Origin of the sequence: Pseudoxanthomonas fibrivorans (assembly GCF_041464125.1) — a bacterium.
Classification (GTDB): domain Bacteria; phylum Pseudomonadota; class Gammaproteobacteria; order Xanthomonadales; family Xanthomonadaceae; genus Pseudoxanthomonas.
In genome coordinates this window covers 1,324,444-1,342,563 of sequence record NZ_JBGNUG010000001.1, presented here as the reverse complement: position 1 = coordinate 1,342,563, position 18,120 = coordinate 1,324,444, and the positions used below count along the sequence as shown (strand labels likewise).

General features: G+C 70.8%; 16 protein-coding genes and 1 pseudogene. 13 read left to right on the top strand and 4 right to left on the bottom strand.

The window, feature by feature from the left end; translation table 11 throughout:
* Positions 1–29 precede the first annotated feature (29 nt).
* Positions 30–962: pseudogene (gene ftsY, locus ACA089_RS06300) on the bottom strand (signal recognition particle-docking protein FtsY); the annotation flags it as partial.
* A gap of 303 nt (positions 963–1,265) precedes the next feature.
* Here ftsY and rsmD point away from each other — a divergent pair.
* The 9 genes from rsmD (at position 1,266) to ACA089_RS06255 (ending at position 9,087) form a co-directional block, all read left to right on the top strand.
* A complete protein-coding gene (rsmD, locus tag ACA089_RS06295; protein ID WP_372014630.1) occupies positions 1,266–1,904 on the top strand; it encodes a 16S rRNA (guanine(966)-N(2))-methyltransferase RsmD in 639 nt (212 codons plus the stop codon).
* An 8-nt stretch (positions 1,905–1,912) separates the two neighbouring features.
* Positions 1,913–2,422 carry a pantetheine-phosphate adenylyltransferase gene (gene coaD, locus ACA089_RS06290; RefSeq protein WP_372017687.1) on the top strand — a complete coding sequence of 170 codons (510 nt, stop codon included), beginning with the start codon at positions 1,913–1,915 and terminating at the stop codon, positions 2,420–2,422.
* A 46-nt stretch (positions 2,423–2,468) separates the two neighbouring features.
* On the top strand, positions 2,469–2,972 hold the full coding sequence (locus ACA089_RS06285) for a hypothetical protein (protein ID WP_372014627.1): 504 nt from the start codon (positions 2,469–2,471) through the stop codon (positions 2,970–2,972).
* Positions 2,973–3,025: 53 nt separating this feature from the next.
* Positions 3,026–3,304, top strand: coding sequence for a YfhL family 4Fe-4S dicluster ferredoxin (locus ACA089_RS06280; RefSeq protein ID WP_372014624.1), 279 nt, complete (start codon positions 3,026–3,028; stop codon positions 3,302–3,304).
* Complete coding sequence (gene ggt, locus ACA089_RS06275; RefSeq protein ID WP_372014622.1) at positions 3,301–5,067, top strand: gamma-glutamyltransferase; 1,767 nt, start codon at positions 3,301–3,303, stop codon at positions 5,065–5,067. Before ACA089_RS06280 ends, ggt begins: the two co-directional genes overlap by 4 nt.
* A gap of 40 nt (positions 5,068–5,107) precedes the next feature.
* A complete protein-coding gene (locus ACA089_RS06270) occupies positions 5,108–5,998 on the top strand; it encodes an MBL fold metallo-hydrolase (RefSeq protein WP_372014618.1) in 891 nt (296 codons plus the stop codon).
* A 102-nt stretch (positions 5,999–6,100) separates the two neighbouring features.
* A complete protein-coding gene (locus ACA089_RS06265) occupies positions 6,101–7,849 on the top strand; it encodes a glycoside hydrolase family 9 protein (RefSeq protein ID WP_372014615.1) in 1,749 nt (582 codons plus the stop codon).
* A gap of 236 nt (positions 7,850–8,085) precedes the next feature.
* Positions 8,086–8,460, top strand: a complete 375-nt coding sequence (locus ACA089_RS06260; protein ID WP_372014612.1) for a hypothetical protein — start codon at positions 8,086–8,088, stop codon at positions 8,458–8,460.
* A 360-nt stretch (positions 8,461–8,820) separates the two neighbouring features.
* Entirely contained in the window at positions 8,821–9,087 is a 267-nt protein-coding gene (locus ACA089_RS06255; RefSeq protein ID WP_372014609.1) for a hypothetical protein, read from the top strand.
* 419 nt (positions 9,088–9,506) lie between these two features.
* Here ACA089_RS06255 and upp read toward each other — a convergent pair whose 3' ends face one another.
* Both upp and ACA089_RS06245 read right to left on the bottom strand, forming a co-directional pair.
* Positions 9,507–10,139: a uracil phosphoribosyltransferase gene (upp, locus tag ACA089_RS06250; RefSeq protein ID WP_372014606.1), complete on the bottom strand. Its 633-nt coding sequence runs from the start codon at positions 10,137–10,139 to the stop codon at positions 9,507–9,509.
* A 113-nt stretch (positions 10,140–10,252) separates the two neighbouring features.
* Positions 10,253–12,598, bottom strand: coding sequence for a TonB-dependent receptor plug domain-containing protein (locus tag ACA089_RS06245; RefSeq protein WP_372014603.1), 2,346 nt, complete (start codon positions 12,596–12,598; stop codon positions 10,253–10,255).
* 169 nt (positions 12,599–12,767) lie between these two features.
* Between ACA089_RS06245 and ACA089_RS06240 the strand changes: the two genes are divergently transcribed.
* The 3 genes from ACA089_RS06240 to ACA089_RS06230 all read left to right on the top strand — a co-directional run bounded on the left by ACA089_RS06240 (position 12,768) and on the right by ACA089_RS06230 (position 15,951).
* Positions 12,768–13,892: a phytase gene (locus ACA089_RS06240; RefSeq protein WP_372014600.1), complete on the top strand. Its 1,125-nt coding sequence runs from the start codon at positions 12,768–12,770 to the stop codon at positions 13,890–13,892.
* On the top strand, positions 13,889–15,271 hold the full coding sequence (locus ACA089_RS06235; protein WP_372014597.1) for a purple acid phosphatase family protein: 1,383 nt from the start codon (positions 13,889–13,891) through the stop codon (positions 15,269–15,271). Before ACA089_RS06240 ends, ACA089_RS06235 begins: the two co-directional genes overlap by 4 nt.
* Positions 15,272–15,381: 110 nt before the next feature.
* Positions 15,382–15,951, top strand: coding sequence for an inorganic diphosphatase (locus ACA089_RS06230; RefSeq protein ID WP_372017686.1), 570 nt, complete (start codon positions 15,382–15,384; stop codon positions 15,949–15,951).
* A gap of 74 nt (positions 15,952–16,025) precedes the next feature.
* On the opposite strand, the gene ACA089_RS06225 is transcribed toward ACA089_RS06230, so the two are convergent.
* Positions 16,026–17,522: an aminotransferase class III-fold pyridoxal phosphate-dependent enzyme gene (locus ACA089_RS06225; protein WP_372014594.1), complete on the bottom strand. Its 1,497-nt coding sequence runs from the start codon at positions 17,520–17,522 to the stop codon at positions 16,026–16,028.
* Between the two features lie 152 nt (positions 17,523–17,674).
* Between ACA089_RS06225 and ACA089_RS06220 the strand changes: the two genes are divergently transcribed.
* Positions 17,675–18,106, top strand: coding sequence for an Lrp/AsnC family transcriptional regulator (locus ACA089_RS06220; protein WP_372014591.1), 432 nt, complete (start codon positions 17,675–17,677; stop codon positions 18,104–18,106).
* Positions 18,107–18,120: the final 14 nt, after the last annotated feature.

Genomic DNA, 18,120 nt, shown 5'->3' with positions numbered 1-18,120 from the left:
CTGCGCCCGCCACGTGGTGCGCGGGACACTCAGCCGCCCAGCGCTTCCGGCAGCAGCGCATCGACGAAGGCCTCGGCGTCGAACACGCGCAGGTCCTCCGGTCGTTCGCCGATGCCGGCGAAGCGGATCGGGATGCCGAATTCGCGCGCCAGCGCGAACACCACGCCGCCCTTGGCGGTGCCGTCGAGCTTGGTGACGACCAGGCCGGTGACGCCGACCGCGGCGTGGAACTGGCGCAGCTGGTTGAGCGCGTTCTGGCCGGTGGTGCCGTCGATCACCATCAGCACCTCGTGCGGCGCGTCCGGGTCGAGCTTCTGCAGCACGCGCCTGATCTTGCCCAGCTCGTTCATCAGCCCGGTCTGGGTATGCAGGCGGCCGGCGGTGTCGGCGATCAGCACCTCGATGCCGCGCGCCTTCGCCGCCTGCAAGGCATCGAACGCGACCGAGGCGGCGTCCGCGTTCTGGCCCTGGGCGATCACCGTCACCCCGTTGCGCTCGCCCCACGCCTGCAGCTGCGCCACCGCGGCGGCGCGGAAGGTGTCGCCGGCGGCGAGCACCAGGCTGCGGCCCTCGTCCTTGAAGCGGCGGGCCAGCTTGCCGATGGTGGTGGTCTTGCCGACGCCGTTGACGCCGACGGTCAGCAGCACGAAGGGGCGCGCGGCCTTGTCGATCGCCAGCGGCCGCGCGACCGGGCGCAGCAGCGCGACCAGGTCCGAACGCAGCGCGGCCAGCAGCGCGTTGGCATCGGCGAACTCGCGCGCCTTCATCCGCTTGCGCAGGCCTTCCACCAGCGCGGTGGTGGCGCCCACGCCGACGTCGGCGGTCAGCAGGGCGGTCTCGATCTCGTCGAGCAGGTCGTCGTCCAGCTTCGGGTTGCGCGAGAACAGGCCGCCGACGCTGCGGGCGAAGGTGCTGTTGCGCAGGCGCTCGCGCCAGCCGGGCTTGCCCGGCGCGGCGGCGGGCTGCACGGCCACGCCTTCCTCGACCGCGTCCGCGGCCGGGGCGATCACCAGTTCGACGTCCGCGTCCACCGGCGCCTGTTCCACCACGGCCGGTTCCACCAGCGCCGCGCCGGCGGCCTCGTCGACGCCGGCGGCGGGCGCGGGCGCGGAGGGGAACGCGGCGGCCAGTTCCTCGGCGCTGTAGCGGCTGCCGGTGGCGGGTGCGGGGCCGTCCTGCGGCTTCTTGCGGCGGAAGAAACTGACCATTGCCTGCGGATGTCGGAGAATGCGCGCCATGCTAGCACCGCGTCCCGCCGCCGCCCGATGAACAGACCGCCGCGCCAGCGTCCGTCCACGCCCGCCCGCGCGGCGGGCAGCGTGCGCATCATCGGCGGGCGCTGGCGCGGAACCCGGCTGCCGGTGCCTGACATCGGCGGGCTGCGGCCGACCTCCGACCGCGTCCGCGAGACGCTCTTCAACTGGCTCCAGCCCGAGCTGCCGGGCGCGCGCGTGCTGGACCTGTTCGCCGGCAGCGGCGCGCTCGGGCTCGAGGCGGTCTCGCGCGGCGCGGCGCGGGCGGTGCTGGTCGAGCGCGACGCGGCCCAGGCCTCCGGGCTGCGAGGCGTGGCCGCGCGCCTGCATGCCGAGGGCGAGGTCCAGGTGGTGCAGGACGACGCGATCCGCTGGCTGGCCGGGCGGCCGGCCATGCCGGACTTCGACATCGCCTTCCTCGACCCGCCGTTCGACGCCGGGCTCTGGGACGCCGCGGTCCTCGGCGTGGTGCCGCGGCTGGCCGCGGGGGGCTGGCTGTACCTGGAATCGCCGCCGGACCGCATCCCGGCGGGGCCCCCGGGCTGGACCCTGCACCGGCAGCTGCGCACGGCGCAGGCGCACGCGGCCCTCTATCGTGGCCCCGGACGAGGGGGCGCTGATACACTGGCCGCCGCCGATCCGGCCCCCTAGAACGACGCCTGCCCGTGGTCCAACGCCGCACTGCCGTCTACCCCGGCACCTTCGATCCGATCACCAACGGCCACATCGACCTGGTCGCACGGGCGGCGCCGCTGTTCGAGAAGGTGATCGTCGGCGTGGCGGCCAGCCAGGCCAAGGGCCCGACCCTGCCGCTCGACCTCCGGGTGGGCCTGGCCCGCGAGGCGCTCGCCGGCCACGCCAACGTCGAGGTCCGCGGCTTCGATTCGCTGCTGGCGCACTTCGTCCACGACGTCGGCGCGGGCGTGCTGCTGCGCGGGTTGCGCGCGGTGTCGGACTTCGAATACGAGTTCCAGATGGCGAGCATGAACCGCCACCTGATCCCGGAGGTCGAGACCCTGTTCCTGACCCCGGCCGAGCAGTACAGCTTCATCTCATCTTCGCTGGTGCGCGAGATCGCCCGCCTGGGCGGCGACGTCTCGGGCTTCGTGCCGCCGGCGGTGGCCACGGCCTTGCGGGAGGCAAGGCGTGGCGGTGCGGTTTCCGAGTGATCCTGCGATTTCCAATAACGATCCAACGAACGACGGGAGGTTCCTGATGAACAAGACGACGCGCGCGCTTCTGCTCGCCTGCATGCTGGTTTCGCCGCTGGCGCTGACCGCCTGCAAGAAGGAGGCGGCGGTGGGCAACGAAGCGACCGAGGCCAAGGTGCTGACCGCACCGGCCAAGGACGACGACGCGGGCTGGAAGGCCTACCTGCCGGCGGTGGTGCAGGAGAACATGGGCACCATCACCAACAACCCGTTCCTGTACTACCTGCCGCCGGAGTCGGACCCGGAGTTCGCCGCCAAGTACGAGCGCCAGGTCGAGTCGGCCAAGACCGCCATGGCCCGCGGCGTGCAGAAGGGCAACCTGCTGGCCTTCGGTTCGCCGGCTTCGGCCAAGATGGCCGACCTGATGCTGGTGGCCTTCGCCGACGTGCCGGCCGACACGCTCAAGGGCGTGCGCATCCTGTTCATCGGCGAGGCGGTCGACAACGAGCGCGTCAAGGCCGCGCTGGCGCCGACCGGCGCCGAGTACGTCTTCATCGAAGCCAAGTAAGAGGACCGTGGCGGCGGGCGCCGGACCGGTGCCCGCCGTCGCAACCGCCCGACGTGTCGCTACGGATCAACGAACTCTGCGTCAACTGCGACGTCTGCGAGCCGGCCTGCCCGAACCAGGCCATCTCCATGGGCGAGACGATCTACGTGATCGATCCGGCGCGCTGCACCGAATGCGTCGGCCACTTCGACGAAGCGCAATGCGTGGTCGTCTGCCCGGTCGAGTGCATCGACCCCGATCCCGCCCATCCCGAGAGCCACGACGCGCTGCTGTCCAAGCTGCTGCGGCTCCAGCGGGAACATCCCGAACTCTATTCCCCGGAGGCACGATGACCGGTGTGCTGCCGCGCCTGTTGCTGGCGCTGTTCCTGTCCGTTCCCGCTGCGGTCCTGCCGGCGCTGGCCGCCGACGGTTCGGCCGGGCTGGCCCCGCGTCCGGGCCAGGCCGCCATCGCCAGCGCGCACAAGCTGGCCACCGATGCCGGCTTCGAGGTGCTCGACAAGGGCGGCAACGCGTTCGATGCCGCGGTCGCGGTGTCGGCGACGCTGTCGGTGGTCGAGCCGATCAGCTCCGGGCTGGGTGGGGGCGGTTTCTTCCTGCTGCACCAGGCCGGCGAGGGCGGCGCGGCGGGCCGCGACGTGTTCATCGACGGGCGCGAGGCCGCGCCCGCGGCCGCGACCATGGACCAGTACCGCACGGCCGACGGCGGGCTCGACTCGGACAAGGCCGAGAACGGTCCGTGGGCCGCGGCGATTCCCGGCCTTCCGGCGGCGCTGGTGCACGTGGCCGGCAAGTACGGGCGGCTGCCGCTGTCGCAGAGCCTGGCGCCGGCAATCCGCCTGGCCCGCGACGGCTTCCCCGTGTACGCGCGGCTGGAACGCGGCTACGCGGCGCGGCGCGGGGTGATGGAGCGGTTTCCCGGCACGCGCGAGGTGTTCCTCGCCGGCGGACAGCCGCCGCGGCAGGGCCAGCTGCTGAAGCAGCCGGACCTGGCCCGCACCCTGGAACTGCTGGCGGCGCACGGCTTCGATGGCTTCTACCGTGGCCCGGTGGCGAAGAAACTCGTGGCCGGCGTGCGCGCCGAAGGCGGGAAGTGGACCGCGGAGGAACTGGCCGCCTATCGCGTGCACGAGCGCGAACCACTGCGCTTCGGCTACCGTGGCTGGGACGTGGTGACCGCGCCGCCGCCGTCGTCCGGCGGCGTGGCGCTGGCGCAGATGATGCAGATCCTCGCGGGCTGGGACCTGGCCAAGCTCGACGAAAGCCATCGCACCCACCTGACGATCGAATCGATGCGCCGCGCCTTCCGCGACCGCACCTTCTACCTCGGCGATCCGGACTTCGTGCACGTGCCGGTCGACGTACTGACCAGCCCGTACTACGCGGCCGGCCTGCGCGCGACGATCAACCCGGAGAAGGCGACGCCCAGCGACAGCTTCTCCGGCCTGCCCACGCCGCTGGAGGACGAGGAGACCACCCATTTCTCCATCGTCGACGCCGACGGCAACCGCGCCGCGGTCACCCAGACGGTGAACCTGCTGTTCGGCTCCGGCCTGGTGCCGCCGGGTACTGGCGTGCTGCTCAACAACGAGATGGACGACTTCGCCCTGCAGCCCGGCCAGCCCAACGCCTTCGGGGTGATGGGCTACGAGGCCAACGCGCCGGCGCCGGGCAAGCGCCCGCTCAGCTCGATGACCCCGACCTTCATGGTCTCGCCCGACCACGTCGCGGTGCTCGGCACCCCGGGCGGCAGCCGCATCATCACCATGGTCCTGCTCGGCGCGCTCGGCTTCGCCGACGGTCTCGGCGCGCAGGAAGTCGCGGCGCTGCCGCGCTACCACCACCAGTGGATGCCGGACGTGGTCCAGGCCGAGAGCGGCGCGTTCGACGCCGGCCTGGCGGCGAAGCTCCGCGCCATGGGCCACACCCTGAAGTTGCCGGAGGACGCCGTGTCCGGCCGTGCCTCCAGCCATACCTGGGGCAACATGCAGACGGTGCTGTGGGACCGGCGCGGCAACCTGCTCACCGGCGGCAGCGATCCCCGCAACGATGTCGGCAGCGCCCAGGTGCGGTCGACCGCGCCCGCGGCGCCGTGATCTTGCGGATTCTTAACCGTCCGCTGGCTAGCATCCGCGCATGAAACTCTGGTCCATCCGCGGCAATTCGCAGAAGCTCGACGGCGGTTCGATGTTCGGCAACGCGCCGAAGGCGATGTGGGAGCAATGGTCGCCGCCCGACGGGCAGAACCGCATCGACCTGGCCTGCCGCGCGCTGCTGGCCAGCCCGCTCAACGGCAGGACGGTGCTGTTCGAGACCGGCATCGGCGCGTTCTTCGAGCCGAAGCTGCGCGAGCGCTACGGGGTGCAGGAGGACCGCCACGTGCTGGTCGATTCGCTGCACGCGGCCGGCTTCGAGCACGAGGACATCGACGTGGTGGTGCTCAGCCACCTGCATTTCGACCATGCCGGCGGCCTGCTCGCGCCCTGGGCCGAGGGTCGCGGACCGGAACTGCTGTTCCCCAACGCCACCTACCTGGTCGGCGCGGCGCACTGGGAACGCGCGAAGCATCCGCATCCGCGCGATCGCGCCAGTTTCATCCCGGAACTGCCCGGGCTGCTGGAGGCCAGCGGGCGGCTGGAGATCGTGGACGGGGCGCACTCGCGCGCGCTGGGCGAAGCGGTGCGTTTCTCCTTCAGCGACGGGCACACCCCCGGGCTGATGCTGGCCGAGATCGCCGGGCCCGAGACCGTGGACGGCCAGCCGCATGGCGGCGTGGTGTTCTGCGCGGACCTGATCCCGGGACGGTCCTGGGTGCACCTGCCGATCACCATGGGCTACGACCGCAACGCCGAGCTGCTGATCGACGAGAAGCGCGCCTTCCTCGAGGACAAGCTCGCGCGCAACGTGCACCTGTTCTTCACCCACGACCCCGGGTGCGCCCTGGCCCAGGTGGTGCGCGACGCGAAGGGGCGCTTCGGCACCACGCACGAGGTCGCCGAGCTCCTGGCGCGCCCGCTGGCGGCCTGAGCCGCGCTATGCATGCCCGCGTCCGCGGGTATTCCGCATGGCGTCTTGCCGCCGGTCGCATGCGCGGTGACGATGGACCCGTCCCCCGCAGGAGTCGTGCGCATGCCTTTCCGCCTGGTCCGCTGCAGCCTCGCCGCGTTGTTCGCGTTCGCGTGTTCCGGTGACGTGCTGGCCGCGGGAGCAGGCACGCCCGGCGCGGACGGCGGCCACGCCCGGCTCAACCAGCTCGGCTTCCTGCCCGGCTCGCGCATGCTGGCCGTGATCGAAGGCGACAGGGCCCGCGCGTTCGAGATCGTGAGCGACGTGGACGGTGCGGTCGTGCGGCGTGGACAGTCCGCACCGCCGGGCACCTGGGCGCCGGCGGGGCGCGAGGCGTCGATCGCCGAGCTCGGCCCGTTGCCGCCGGGGCGCTACCGCCTGCAGGGCGCGGGCATGGCGCCATCCGATCCGTTTCCCGTCGATGCGCAGGCCTACGCCGCGCTGCTGGACGCGTCGCTGAAGGCGTTCTATTTCCACCGCGCCGGCAGCCCGCTCGACGCCGCGCACGCCGGGATGCACGTGCGCGCGGCCGGGCATCCGGACACGGACGTGGAGATCCATGCCTCCGCGGCCTCGCCGGGCCGCCCGGCGGGCACGGTCGTGTCGGCGCCGGGCGGCTGGTACGACGCGGGCGACTACAACAAGTACGTGGTCAATTCCGGCATCACCATGTGGAGCCTGCTGTCCGCGTACGAGCACTTCCCGCAGGTGTTCCGCGGCCGCGACACCGGCATACCGGAAAGCGGCGATGCGGTGCCCGACCTCCTCGACGAGGCCTGGTGGAACCTGCGCTGGATGCTGGCGATGCAGGACCCCGGCGACGGCGGCGTGTACCACAAGCTCACCAACCTGCGCTTCGATGGCGCGGTGATGCCGGACCAGGCCACCGCGCGCCGCTACATGGTGGGCCGCTCCACCGCCGCCGCACTGGATTTCGCCGCGGTGATGGCCATGGCCAGCCGTGTCTATGCCGGCTACGAGGCCCGCTTCCCGGGCGTGCCCGCGCGGATGCGCGCCGCCGCCGAGTCGGCCTGGCGCTGGGCGCAGGCGCATCCGGACGCGGTCTACCGCCAGCCGCCGGACGTGCACACCGGTGCCTACGGCGACGCCAGGCTCGACGACGAGTTCGCCTGGGCGGCGGCCGAGCTGTTCCTGCTGACCGGCGACGCCGCGTACTGGCGCGCGTTCGAATCGCACGCGGCCGCGCCGGACGTCCCGTCGTGGGCCAACGTGGGCGCGCTGGGCTGGATATCGCTGGCGGCGCATGGCGGACGCCTGCCCGGTGCCGCCGAGCGGGAGCGCGTATCGCAGGCGGTGGAAGGGCTGGCGGGGCGCCTGGCCGGGCAGTGGCGGCAGTCGCCGTGGCGGGTGGCGATGCAGCCGGAGGACTTCGTCTGGGGCAGCAGCGCGATGGCGTTGAACCAGGGGCTGGTGCTGCTGCAGGGCTACCGGCTGACGCGGCAGCGCGACTACCTCGACGCGGCGCAGTCGCAGCTGGACTACGTGCTCGGCCGCAACCCGCTCGGCGTCTCGTTCGTGACCGGCTACGGCGTGCGCACGCCGATGCACGTCCACCATCGGCCTTCGCAGGCCGACGGCGTCGCCGAACCGGTCCCGGGCTGGCTGTCCGGCGGCCCCAACCCGCGCCAGCAGGACCTGGGCGACTGCAAGGACGTGACCTATCCCTCGAAGGCGCCGGCGCTGTCGTGGATCGACCACGACTGCAGCTATGCCAGCAACGAGGTCGCGATCAACTGGAACGCGCCGCTGGTGTACGTCGCGGCCGGCCTCCAGGCGCTGACCCCGCCATAGCGGTCCGGCCGGGGAGGGCGCCCGGCGATTCCCGGCGTGGGCGCGCGGGTGTACGGCATGCCCGGTGCAGGGGCATGGCCAAGCCGCTGATTCCCGCGGAATCCTTCGATTGACGCCGCTCGCGACGCTCCTCCAGACTCGGTGCTACACCCCGCTGGGGATCTGCTGGTAGTTGGGGAGGAGGCACCATGCGATGGTTTACTTGGACAGGTACTGGCTGGCGTCCCCGAGCATTCTTGCTCGTAACGGCGATCCTGGTCATCTGCATCGCATCAAATCCTGAGCTTGCTCCTATTGTTCCGGTGCTGGATGCCTTTGGACTGGATGTTCTTCTTTATCTCTTTGCGGCGCAGCTTGGTGTTCTGATGGGCGGGATGCTGCTGCCCTGGGCAAGAAAATCGTATGGGCGAGTAGTCCGCCGTGCTGTTACTTGCATCGGTTATGCCATCAACTGCCTTGCTGGGGGCTATCTGAGGCAGCTGGTCTGGCACGCACGCAACGTCGGGTTGGCCACGGCGGCGCTGGGGCCTAACAGCTCATTCATGCCGAACCAGCTCCGCGGTGGGCTGACTCCGGCGTCAGGCGGTAGGGGAACGCATAGTGAATCGTGAGCAAGCTGACGCTGCGGCCAAAGCCATCATGACTCCGAAGCTAGAGCAACTGGATGATCGTCATAGGGCGTCTGCGGAGCGTGCCCGACAGCAGGATGTGAACCGCAGGGCGGCACGCTGGGGCGTGGGCTTTGCTCTGTTTGGATCCGTCATCGGCCAGATGCTCTCAGGGCACTGGTTTTTAGGGTTCATCGTGGGGTTCGGCTTCGGCTCTGTTGTCGGTCGCTGGTTCGTTGGCCGTCGGGCCTAACAACCCAACAAGCCAAACAGGCTTTGCCACTCGGTCCCCAGGCAACTCGAACAAGCCGGACTGGCTTCGCCAGTCGGTTTTTTTCGGGCGTTAACCATCGGGAGAGCTCCATGGATCCGATCGAAGCAATGAAGTCCGCCAGTCTGGTGGCAATGGCTGCGCTGGTCGTCGTTCCACTGATCTCTCGAGCTTTCGCGCTCAAGCATTTTTCATATCCGGCACTAATAGGTTTTTGTGCGGGCTATGTGGCAGGTGCAGCGCTGGCCGCGCTTGTTGGGGCTGCGGGTGTCATCGAGGACCTGCTGCAACTTGGGGCTGCCGTCGCTGTCATGCAGTCCGTTCGATACTTGGGCCGTCAGCGCGCTCGGGCGGCCTAACCACTCACTCAAGCCGATGCCACATCGTGACGCGGTTCAACTCCGGCGTTTGACCATTACCTGGCGAGGCGAGGATGCGAAAGATTCTGCCCACTGCACTATCGGCTATTGCTTTGCTCGTGCCCCGGCTTGCCCAGGCAAGCGAGGAGGGATACGCGGGCGCGTATCAGGCTGGCTATGCACATGGCCAGTTCGTGGCTCAGTTCGTTCCGTACGTGCTGGCCGCGGTAGCAGTCGTGGTCGTCTGGTTTGGCTTGCGTGCCTGGAAAGTGCGTCGCGATCGCAAGCGGGGCCCATTCAAGCCGAGCTCGCGTCGCGACGCCTGAGCGGGGGCGAAGACACAGGTGGTGGGCATCGGTAGCGGGTTGATGATGCCTCTCTATCCGATAGGGCTCGCAGGGCTCCCTGGCGGTCAGCGCTCAATCCACCCGCGTACCGAAGATGCGGTCGCCCGCATCGCCCAGGCCGGGCAGGATGTAGCCCTTCTCGTTGAGGCGCTGGTCGATCGCGGCGGTGTAGACCTCCACGTCCGGGTGCGCGGCCTCCAGGTGGGCCAGCCCTTCCGGCGCGGCCACCAGGAAGATGCCCTTGATCCGCCGCGCGCCGGCGCGCTTGAGCATGTCGATCGTGGCGATCAGGGTGCCGCCGGTGGCCAGCATCGGGTCCAGGATCAGCGCGTCGCGCTCGTCCAGGCGGCCGGTCAGGCGTTCGAAGTAGGGCACCGGCTGCAGCGTCTCCTCGTCGCGCTGCAGGCCGACCACGCTGACCTTCGCCGCGGGGATCAGCGCCAGCACGCCGGGCAGCATGCCCAGGCCGGCGCGCAGGATCGGCACCACGGTGATCTTGGCCCCGGCGATCCGCCGCACCTGCACCTCGCCGGCCCAGCCGGGCATGGTCGCCGCCTCGGTCTCCAGGTCGGCGGTCGCCTCGTAGGCGAGCAGGGTGCCCAGTTCGGTGACCAGCTCGCGGAAGCCCTTGGTGCTGAGCCCGGCGTCGCGCAGCAGGCCGATCTTGTGCTGGACCAGCGGATGGCGGACTTCGAAGGTTTTCATGGGCGGACTCCGGTTGACGCGGCCAGTCTGCCGCAACGTGCCCGCGCCCTGGAAGCCCGCAACGCGGAAGGGCCGGCGATGGCCGGCCCTTCCCCGAGGCACCGCCGCGGCGGTCAGAACGACCAGCGCATCACCAGCTGGTAGCGCGGGCCGGCCCATTCGGCCTCCCGCTCGTACTCGTCGAAGTCGCGGTCGACCTGGTCGGCCTCGTTGTCGAACTTGCTGAAGTACTCGCGCTTCTTCGCATCCAGCAGGTTGGTCCCGCTCAGCCGGACCGAAAAGCTGTCGCCGAAGCGCTTCTCGGCGAACACTTCCAGGTCGCCGTCGTAGGTGGTGAGCACCTCTTCGCCGAGCACGCGCGAGAACGCATCGCCCTGCTTGCGGTAGCTGGCGCCGAAGGAGGCGGCCAGGTCCGGCAGGTCCTGGATGAAGCCGACGTTATAGACGTACCTGGCCTGGTTGTTGAAGCGGCGCTTGCCGATGAAGTCCTCGATCTCGCTGTCCAGCCAGGAGTAGTTGGCGAACACGCCCGTGTTGGGCAGGCCGATCGCGGTCAGCGGCGTGGCCAGGTCCAGCTCCACGCCCCAGACCTCGCCGTCGCCGACGTTGTCCATGGTGTAGATGAAGCTGTTCGGCTCGAACGGCACGGCCGCCTCGGCGGTGTCCTGGTCGACGCCGTTGTCGTCCATGTAGTCCTCGACGTCGTCGGCCCAGTCGTCCAGGGCGGTCTCGTTGGGCACGCCGGTGTTGACCAGTTCGATCACGTCCTTGACATCGCGGTAGAAGAAGTTGATGCCGGCCACGCCGCGCTCGCCGAGCTGGCGCTCGAAGCCCAGGTCGATGCCGTTGGCCGTTTCCGGCTCCAGCAGCGGATTGCCGATGAAGTCGTTGTCGCCGAACTCCTCCGACAGCAGCGCCGGGATGATCTCGTTGAACGCCGGCCGCCGCAGGCTGCGCGCCAGCGACAGGTTGAAGCGGCTGGCCCCGGTCACGTCCCACTTCAGGTGCGCCGACGGCAGCAGCACGTCGTAGTCCTGCGACACCGTCTCGACCGGCTCGTCCAGGGCGCTGCGGTAGGTGATGTCCGAGTCGGTGGTCTCCCAGCGCAGGCCGGCTTCCCAGGACAGCGCGCCGGCGCCACCGGAGAACATCAGGTACGGGTCCAGCCGCTGCTCGGTGACCAGGCTCTGGACGATGCCGTCGTCCTCGTAGACCACCGGGTCGCCTTCGTCGTCGGCCTCGAACACGCGGTAGACGTGGGTGGTGTCGCGGTTCTTGTCGCGGTAGTCGACGCCGAACTCCATGCTCGCCGAAGCGCCGCCAAGCGGGCGCTTGTGCGCGACCTTCAGCCCCGTCTCGCGGTCGTCCGCGTCGATGTCCAGCGCTTCGGCCTCGTGCGCGTCCCACTCGCCGTCGACGAATTCGATCTTCTCCTCGCTCTCGCTGCTGCGGTCCTTGAAGCCGGCGTACTTGATGCCGAACTCGGTGGTGCCGCCGGCCATGTCCTGCACGTACCCGATCCCCAGGCCCCAGTTGGACTGGTCGATCCGGGCCAGGCCGGGGACGTCGGAGGTGACCACTTCGTCGCCGTCGTACTCCTCCTCGTGCGAGACCTCGACCTGCTCGCGGTCGGTCTTGACGTAGAAGCCGTCGATCGACACGCGCCCGGTGGGGCCGACGTCGGCGGTCCAGGAGACGTTGCCGGAGTAGTCCTGGCCGTCGCGGGTGTCGGTCTGGTCTTCCCAGGACACCAGGTTCATGTCGTCCGGGTTGTCGAAGCGGTCGCTGCGCTTGATCTTGGGGTTGTAGCGGTCCTGGACGTTGAAGCCGGCCAGGATGCGGCCGCCCAGCGCCTCGCCGGAGGCCACGCCGCCGTAGGTCGGCTGCACCTCGCCGTCGTCGTAGCGCATCGCGCCCACGCGCAGGTAGGCGCCGTCGAACTCGTAGGCGTCGCGCAGGACGATGTTGAGCGATCCGGCGATCGCGTCGCCGGAGCGGTTGGCGCTGCCGGAGCGGATGATCTCGATCCGCTCGACCATCTCGGCGGGGATGCGGTCGACCCAGAACGAACGGTCGTCGCCGGCGCCCGGCACGTCCTTGCCGTTGATCAGGACCCGCGTATAGCTGGGGGCCAGGCCGCGCAGCTGCACCGCGTCGTACTCGAGCACGTCGGAGACGAACACGGCGCTGGGCAGGCGCTTGACCATGTCGCCGACCGTGGAAGGCTCGAAGCGCTGGAAGTACTCCAGGTCGTAGGACAGCACCGGGGCGATGTCGGCGGTGCGGTTGCGGTAGGTGATCTCGCCCTGGACCACGACGGTGTCGAGCTGGCGCGGCTCGCCCGCCGGGTCGCCGGTGCCGTCGGGCGTGGCGGAATGCGCGAACGCCGCACCAGCGGGCAGCAGGGCGGCGCAGGCGAGTGCGCGTGTCAGGGCGGTGGCGAGGGTGGTGCGCTTCATCGGGTGGACGTTCCGTGGGGGTGGAAAATGAACGGAACTTTCACCGCGCGATGTGGCACGGATGTGACACGCAACCGGCCTGTCATCGCGCCGCGATGTTACGCGCGCTTGTCACAATTGCTTCATAGGATTCGCCGCATTCGCCAAACCTTCCATCGGGGATACCTGCATGCTCTTCCGCTGCCTTGCGCCGGCTTTCGCCCTGCTGCTCGCCGCCTGTTCCACCGTGCCCGCCACCGGCGACGGCCGCGAGCCCGACGAATACGAGGCTGACGACATCCTGTTGCGGGACCATGACGTGCCGCACGTGGTGGTGAGGGAGGCGTTCGTCACCGCGTCCACGCCCGACGACAACATCGATTCGCCGGCCAGCTGGATCCAGGACGGCCGGCGCATGCTGGTCGCCACCGCGAAGGCGACCGACCTGCTGGTGGTGTACGACGGCGACACCGGCGAGCGCCTGCGCACGGTCGGCGGCACCGGCACGGCGCTGGGCCGGCTGCAGCGTCCCAACGGCGTGGCCACCATCGACGACCGCTACCTGTTCGTGGTCGAGCGCGACAACCGGCGGGTACAGATGTTCCAGCTGCCGGACTTCACTCCGTTGCTGGCGTTCGGCGAGGACGGCCTGCAGCAGCCGTACGGACTGTGGGTGCAGCGCAGCGGCGACGGCTACCTCGTGCTGGTGAGCGACGCCTACATGGCGGGCGAGGACGCGCAGGGCGAGGACATCGTGCCGCCGCTGGCCCAGCTCGACCGCCGTTTCCGCCGCTACGAGGTGGCACGCACCGGCGGCACGTGGAAGGCGCGCGCGGCCGGGACCTTCGGCGATACCACCGCGGCCGGCGCGATCCGGGTGCCGGAGTCGCTGTTCGGCGACACCGCCAACAACCGCCTGCTGGTGGCGGAGGAAGACGTGCCGACCGGGACCCGGCTGCGCGAGTACGACCTGCAGGGCCGCTACCTCGGCCGCGACGTCGGCACCGGCCAGTACGTGGCCCAGGCCGAGGGCATCGCGCTGATGCGCTGCGCCGACGGCAGCGGCTGGTGGGTTGCCAGCGACCAGTTCGCCGACCGCACCGTTTTCCACCTGTTCGACCGCCGCAGCCTGGCCCATGCCGGTTCGTTCGCGGGCGAGAAGACCGGCCTGACCGATGGCGTGTGGCTGGACGAGCGCGGCGACGCGCGCTTCCCGCAGGGCGTGCTCTACGCCTCGCACCTGGACCTGGGCGTGGCCGCGTTCGACTGGCGCGACATCGCCGCCGCGCTGGAGCTGCCGGAGTGCCGGCGTTGAGCCGCCGCCGCACCCGCGCGATCCTGCTGGCCGCGTGGCTGTGCGTGCCGGCCGCCGGCGCGCTGTCCGCGCAGGAGGCCGCGCGCGGGCCGGAGCCCAACACGCGGGTGCCGGCCGGGGCGGTGCACTACGCGCCGGGCGTGTTCCCGGACCGCATCGTCGCCTCGCCGGCGCAGGACGCGTCGACCGGCTTCGCGGTCGCCTGGCGCACGGCCGTGGCGGTCGACGCGCCGGTACTGGAAATCGTCCCGGCGGGCGACTCGCCCGACATGGGCACGCCGCGCCGCGTCGTCGCCGGCTCGCGCGAGCTCCGGACCGAGAACGGCGCCGCCCACCACCACCGCGCCGACGTCGACGGACTGCAGGCCGACACCCTCTATGCCTGGCGCGTGCAGGGCGGCGGCACCTGGAGTGCCTGGCACCACACCCGCACCGCGCCGGCGGCGGGCGCGCCGCTGGCGCTGCTGTACTTCGGCGACACCCAGAACAAGAACGTCAGCCTGACCACGCGCGTGGTGCGCGAGGCGATGCGGCATGCGCCCGATGCGCGCCTGGCGCTGTTCGCCGGCGACCTGGTCAGCGGCGGCGACGGCGAGGACGACAACGAGTGGGGCGAGTGGTTCGAGGCCGGCGGCGCGCTGCCGACCTCGATGGTGGTCGCGCCGGCGCCGGGCAACCACGAGTATTTCGAGGAGTTCGAGGACACCCCGCGGGAACGCCGCGTGCTTGGCGCGCATTGGCCGCTGCAGTTCGCGCTGCCCGGCAACGGCGCGGCCGGCGCGGAGCGCACGAGCTACTGGTTCGACTACCAGGACGTGCGCGTGGCGGTGGTCGACGGCACCTCGGCGCTGGACCTGGGCACCGCCCGGGCGCAGGCGCAATGGCTGGACCGGGTGCTGGCGGCCAGCCCGGCGCGCTGGAACATCGTGGTGACCCACCAGCCGTTCTATTCGCCGCGCGAAGGTCGCGACAACGCGCTGCTGCGCCGCCACCTGCTGCCGGTGATCCGCCGCCACCGCGTGGACCTGGTGCTGCAGGGCCACGACCATGTCTACGGCCGCCGCCTGCAGGACGGTGCACCGACGCCGGTGTTCGTCGTCTCCGTGGCCGGGGCCAAGCAGTACCGGCTGTCGGAGCAGGCGCGCTCGACCATGCGCCCGGTGGCCGAGGACACGCAGCTGTTCCAGGTGTTGCGCATCGACGGCGACCGCCTGCGCTACGAGGCGCGCACCGCCACCGGGCGCCTGTACGACGCCTTCGAGCTGGTGGACGACGGCGCGGTGAAGTCGCTGGTCGAGATCGACGAGGGGCGGATCGGCGAACGCAACTGCGCACGCGCCACGACCCTGAAGGGGCGTGCCGACCGGTGCTGGGAATGAGTGCCGGCGCCTCGCCCGCGGCCGGGGCATGCGTCGCGGCGGCCCCGCACGGCGGCTTTCGCCGCCTCGCCGGGGCGATCCTGCTGGGCCTGCCGTTGCTGGCGCAGGCGATGGAGCCGCACGTGCGCCATCCGTTGCTCGCCGCGCAGCCGGCGCAGGCCCCGGACGAGGTGCTGCTGGCGGTGGAGATCCCCGCCGGCAGCGCCACCAAGTACGAGACCGGCGAGGACGGGCGGGTGTTCGTCGACCGCTTCCTGTCGATGCCGGTGGCCTATCCGGCCAACTACGGATCGATCCCGCGCACGCTGGCCGGCGACGGCGATCCGCTGGACGCGCTGGTGCTGGCCCGCGCGCCGCTGCCCCCGGGCGTGCTGCTGAGGTTCCGGCCGGTCGGTGTGCTGCGCATGGTCGACGATGGCGAGCAGGACGAGAAGATCATCGGCGTGCCGACCGACACGGTCGACCCGGCCTACGCCGGCATCCGCGACCTGGCCGACCTGCCGGCGATCGAGCGGCAGCGGATCGAAGCATTCTTCCGCGTCTACAAGGACCTGCCCGGCGGACGCAATCCGGTCGAGCTGTCCGGCTGGGGCGATGCGGGCGAAGCGCGGGCGCGGATCGCGGAGTCGCTGCAGCGGTTCGACAAGCACGAGGCGCAGGCAGGCAAGCCCGCGCGATAGCCTGGTGTAAGGCCGCCCGGAAACGCGAACGCCCGGTCCAGCCGGGCGTTCGCGCATCGGCAGGGCGGGACGGCTCAGGCCGCCGAAGCCTGCTCCCGCTGCGGCCCTTCGCGCAGGGCGCGGCCGACCATCGATACCAGCAGGTCCAGTTCGGCTTCGTCCATGCCGAAGTGCGGGGTGAAGCGCAGCGAGTTCTCGCCGCCGTGGATCACGTTCACGCCCTGCTGGCGCAGCCACTCCTCGGTCGACCCGGCGCCGTAGCACTTGAACTGCGGCGCCAGCTCGCAGGAGAACAGCAGGCCGGTGCCCTGGACCCTGGTGATGAGCCCGCCCAGCTCGCCCTTCAGCGCTTCGAGCTTCTGCAGCGCCTGCGTGCCGCGCAGGCGGATGTTCCCGCGCACCTGCGGGGTGAGCAGGGCCAGGGTCGCGCAGGCCACGTCGAGCGCGCGCGGATTGGTGGTCATGGTGTTGCCGTACACGCCCTTGCGGTACAGGTCGGCGGCGCGCGAGGTCACCGCCAGCACCGACAGCGGGAACTGGGCGGCGTTGAGCGCCTTGGAGTAGGTCTCCATGTCCGGCGGTTCGACGCCTTCGAAGCCGGGGTAGTCCACCAGCGAGAGCACGCCGTGCGCGCGCAGGCCGGCCTGGATCGAGTCGATCAGCAGCAGGCTGCCGTGCTCGCGGGTCAGTTCGCGCGCCGCCGCATAGAACTCCACCGGCACCGCGCGGCCCGGGTCGCCTTCGCCCATCACCGGCTCGAGGAACACCGCCTCGATGAACCAGTGCTTCGTCGCCGCGTCGGCGAAGGCCTGGCGCAGCGCGGCCACGTCGTAGGGCGGAATCACGATCACCGAGTCCTCGCCGCGGTAGCTGGCCAGGTGCTGCACGTAGGCGCGGCGGCTGGAATCGGAATACAGGCCCGGGCGGTCGGTGCGGCCGTGGAAGCTGCCCTTGACCACCACCCGCTTGATCGTCGCGCCGGCGTGGCGCGCGCCCGGGTCGGTCTGCAGCTTGGCGTTGATGTCGACGATGCGGGTGGCCAGTCCGACCGCCTCGGAGCCGGAGTTGAGGCACATGAAACGCGCGTACGGGCAGCCGCCGCGGGTGTGTCCGATCTCGCGCCGCAGCGCCTCGTTGAACCGGTACTGGGCCAGGTTCGGCGTCATCACGTTGGCCATGACCTGCGGACGGCCCATCGCCTCGAGCACGGCCGCCGGCGCATGGCCGAAGCCGAGCATGCCGTAGCCGCCGGCGTCGTACAGCACCGCGCCCTTCAGGCTGACCACCCAGGGGCCGCGCGCGGCCAGGGCGACGTACGGGGTGACGCAGTCGTCGGCGTAGAAGTTGACGAAGCCGGCCTGCAGCGCGTCGATCTGCGCGCCCTCGTCCAGGTCCAGCAGGGCCGGCAGGTCGCCGGCGATGCGGGCGTACTCCTGCGCGGCGGCCTCGATCGCGGCGGCCAGGTCGGGGTGCGAGGGCACCAGTCGGGCGACGGTGGCATCGTCCAGGCCGGCGGTCAGGCGCTGGCCGGCGTGGGCGCGCAGCGGGGCGAGGGGGGCGAGGACGGACATGCGGTTCTCCCGGAAACGGCAAGGGGCAGGGCGCCCTGGCGGGCGTCTTTCCCTATTATCGGGATGGGATCGTCGATTGGCAGCTTTGATCCGCGCAGGAAATTGGGTAATTTCGTCGAAACGACGAAACCGGCCGGACGGATGGCAAGGCAATGAAGATCACCGAAGCCGACGAACAGCTGCTGTCGCTGCTGCGCGAGGACGCCCGGGCGTCGACCGCCCAGATCGCGCGGCGGCTCGACCTGTCGCGGACCACGGTGCAGAGCCGGATCGACCGGCTGGAGCGGGCCGGGGTGATCCGCGGCTATACGGTGCGGGTGGACGAGGCGGTGGAGCAGGCGCGCATCCGCGCGCACATCATGATCACCGTGTTCCCCAAGAAGATGGCCGCGGTGGTCAAGGAACTGCACGCCATCCCCGAAGTGCGGGCGCTGCAGTCGGTCAGCGGGCCGTACGACCTGGTCGCGCTGGGGGTGGTCGGCGACGTGCACCAGATGGACGTGCTGACCGACCGGATCGGCGCGATCGACGGGGTCGAGCGCACGTCCTCGGCGATCGTGCTGTCGACCAAGTTCGAGCGGTAGCGCCGCCCGGCCCC